This window comes from Deltaproteobacteria bacterium, assembly GCA_022340465.1.
GTDB lineage: Bacteria > Desulfobacterota > Desulfobacteria > Desulfobacterales > B30-G6 > JAJDNW01.
The window spans coordinates 1-3,661 of record JAJDNW010000019.1; the positions used below are offsets into that span (position 1 = coordinate 1).

A 3,661-nucleotide genomic window follows, 5' to 3' on the forward strand; every position below is an offset into this window, starting at 1 on the left:
TGAGCCTTGCTCCGGAAACCTATTACAACGGTTCCGACAAGGCCGGAGGCTTTTCAAGCGGTGGCGCCGATTTTAATAACATGTTCGACGACACCTATGGCGCCTATTGGGAAGGCTTTGCCTACTCCAATACGACGGATACAACCACAAGCGGCTATACGAACGAGAGCAGTGCCATCGCGGGATCCGGCGAGGGCAGCTCCACTATTTACGGCGTCGCCTATCAGGGGTACCAGCAAACCGTGCCCACAATCACCTTCGATGATGAGGTGTCGGTGGCAAGTTGTTACATCACCAACACGACCTACGCATACCTCGCCATTCGTGACGGATACTTCGCCGCCAAAAAGTTTGGCGGCGACACCGGCGATGACCCTGACTATTTTCTGCTGACGATCACGGGAAAGGATATGGGCGGCAACACCACGGGGACGGTGGCGTTCTATCTGGCTGATTACCGTTTTGCCGACAATGCGGAAGATTACATCGTCGACGACTGGACCCTTGTCGACCTGAAAAGCCTCGGGGATGTTAAAAGCATTGAATTTTCACTGTCGTCATCCGACAATGATCTTGTCTTTGGAATGAACACGCCGGCATATTTTGCCATCGACAGTATTCAATATGGTCAAGCTGCAAGCGGCAATGAGGGCGTTGAGGAAAATGGCCCCCACGATGGCGATGATGGCGGGCAGATCGGCTGCTTCATCGATGCACTGGACAGAGCGCTCTATTAGCAGCCTGAAGCGGTTCATATGATGACACCCAAAGCCGACATACGTGGTATAGTCCTGCAATTCCTTTTGACGGTTTTCATGTTGACGCTCATGGGCGTGATCCCGGTCTATGCCGCGGGGGGGGCGAGCGGTACGGGTGTGGAAGAGGACGCTGATACCCAGCCCAAAATGGAGCTGGACGAGATCGTCGTCACCGCCAGCAAAGTGGCGGCGCCTGTCGAAAAGATACCCCGCAACGTCACGGTGATAACGGCCGAGGACATCGAGGAGGCGCCCAGCGACAACCTCATCGACCTCCTGGACCGGGAGGTCGGGATCAACGCGCGCAGCCTTCAGGGCACCGACAGGCAGGCCGTCGTGGATATGCGGGGGATGGGCGCCACGGCTGTCAGCAACGTAGTGATCATGGTGGACGGCGTCAAGTTGAACTCCCCGGATCTTTCCGGAGCGGACCTGGCCTCCATTTCGCTCGACCGGATCGAACGCATCGAAGTGGTCAGGGGAAGCGGCGGTGTGCTCTATGGCGACGGTGCCGTGGGCGGTGTCGTCAACATCGTAACCAAAAAGGGCATGCTGGGGACGGATGTCAAAGCCTCGGCCAGCTACGGCAGCTACGCGACCCTGGACACCTGGGCCTCGGTCAGGGGCGGGCACCGGGATTTGAGCTACAGCCTCTACGGCGCCTACTACGATTCGGAAGGCTACCGGGACAACGGCGGCCTGCAAAAGGGGGATGCCGCCGGCTCGTTGGGCTACAGTTTCGGAGACTATCTGACGGTTTCCCTGTCCGGTTCGCACCACCAGGATGAATACGGGCTCCCGGGCCCTGTGAGCATCGACGACGTCGATTCGAAATCGGACCGGATCGGGACGGCCTACCCGGATGACAGCGGTGAAACCCAAGACAACCGGCTGTCCGGCACCATCGAATTCGAAAATGAAAGTTTCGGCTACCTGAAAATCGTCAGGAGCTACCGGGACAGGAATAACGATTTCACCATCGGATACAGCCCGCTTATCGACAGGGAGGATCAGGTCTCTGAAATCGATGAGTTCGACAAAACATGGCTACTTACCTATAACAAAGGCTACCGACTGTTTTCGAGGCAGCACAGCCTTCTTCTGGGGCTCGATCACTACTTTGTCGACTATGTACGCGAAGAAGCACCCGACGGGCCGCGGAAGAACAGCCGCACCGAAAGCCTGGGATTTTTCATCAACAACCGGTGGTCTCTGACGAAGGCGCTGCTTTTCAACCTGGGATACCGGGGGAACCGTTATGAGGGCCGCTATCGCACGGACCGGCTTGTGTCCTATCCTGAAGGCAAGATCTGGGTAAACGGTGAAGAGGAGACCGCCGATTGGTACAACGATGCCTGGGATATCGGGTTGACCTACATCTACTCCAAAGAGATCAATCTGTTTGCCAGTTGTGCCACGAGTTTTCGCATACCGAACGTGGATGAACTCGCCGAGTCCGACGGCGACCTGCGCCCCCAGGAGGGATTGCACCTGGACCTGGGGGGGAGGTTCCGCTTCAGGGACAAGCTCGAATTGAGTGCCACTTTCTTCAACCTGGTTATCGAGGATGAGATCTACTACAGCGAGGTCAACCGCAATTACGACGACCGGACCATTCGCCGGGGCGTCGAGATGGACATAAGGTACCAGATGAGCCGGTCCCTCTCCCTCTGGGGAAACTATACCTACACCAATGCCCGCTTCGAGGAGGAGAATACCGCCGTACCGCTGGTGCCGAAGAACATGGCAGCGGCAGGCGTGGAGTGGCGTGCCGTCGACCCGTTGACACTGTCGGTAACGGGAACTTTCGTCGGATACCGCTATGACGGCAACGATATCGACAACTCGACCTACGAGAGACTCGATCCCTACCTGGTGATCGACACGCGGGCAACGTATCTTTTTGGCAATTTCAAACTGTTTGCCGGTATCAACAACCTGTTCGACGAGATGTACACCACCGTGGCTTACAGCGAGGCGTATTACCCCATGCCCGGGAGAAATGCGTATGCCGGCCTGTCGTGGAGCCTGTGAGGCGAACAATGCCTGAACCCCAACGTAAAGATCGATGGAAATACAGATGGCTTTTTGCTGCGGCCATCGCATGGCAGGTTGCCGCCGCGGCCGCTGTCAGCGCAGGCCCTTACCGCCCGGCGGCGGGTGTTGAAGGGTCCCATGCCATTTACATGGAAGCGGAGGCCTTCGTACAGTGGGCGGGAGGCTACGTGGATTACGAAATCGGGGAAAATGTCGACAGTACGTGGCAGACGCCGGACAAGGCCCTGGGAAAGGCGGTGGGAACGTCCTTCGACGTGGTGTCGCTGGGAGCGGGGGGGCGAATTACGCTGACCTTTGACCCGCCCATCAGTGACGGAGAGGGGTGGGACTTTGCCGTTTTCGAAAACGGATTCGAAGATTCATTCCTGGAACTGGCCTATGTGGAAGTGTCTTCCGACGGGATTACCTTCGTGCGTTTCGAAAATGCCTCCCTGACATCTGATCCGGTCCCCAGCTTCGGCAGCCTGGACCCGACCAATATCGACGGCCTGGCCGGGAAGTACCGGCAGGCCTATGGGACGCCCTTCGACCTGCAGCAACTGGCAGACCTGCCGGAAGTACGCCAGGGGGATGTCGACCTGACGGCGATTACCCATGTCAGAATCATCGATATCGTGGGCGACGGCACCTGCCTGGACACGTCGGGCCGTGTGATATACGACCTTTATCCCACCTACCGCAGCGCCGGATTCGACCTGGATGCCGTGGGTGTGTCCAACGGCGCCCCTTACCCCGAAGGCGAGTGGGATTCGCCCGAGGCCCCGCAGGAAGCGGGTGAGGCCGGGTTCGGCGACGCGCAGGGCTGTTTCATCCAATCTATCCGAAGGTAAGCCATACCCCTGACC

Annotated in this window: 3 protein-coding genes; all 3 read left to right on the top strand. The window is 58.0% G+C overall.

Annotation, left to right across the window (positions count from 1 at the left end; all coding sequences use genetic code 11):
- A partial coding sequence (locus tag LJE94_03095) for a DUF4465 domain-containing protein (GenBank protein ID MCG6909095.1) occupies window positions 1-737 on the top strand: 737 nt, incomplete at its 5' end.
- 18 nt (window positions 738-755) lie between these two features.
- Entirely contained in the window at window positions 756-2,792 is a 2,037-nt protein-coding gene (locus tag LJE94_03100; protein MCG6909096.1) for a TonB-dependent receptor, read from the top strand.
- An 8-nt stretch (window positions 2,793-2,800) separates the two neighbouring features.
- Window positions 2,801-3,646, top strand: coding sequence for a PEP-CTERM sorting domain-containing protein (locus LJE94_03105; protein ID MCG6909097.1), 846 nt, complete (start codon window positions 2,801-2,803; stop codon window positions 3,644-3,646).
- Window positions 3,647-3,661 lie beyond the last annotated feature (15 nt).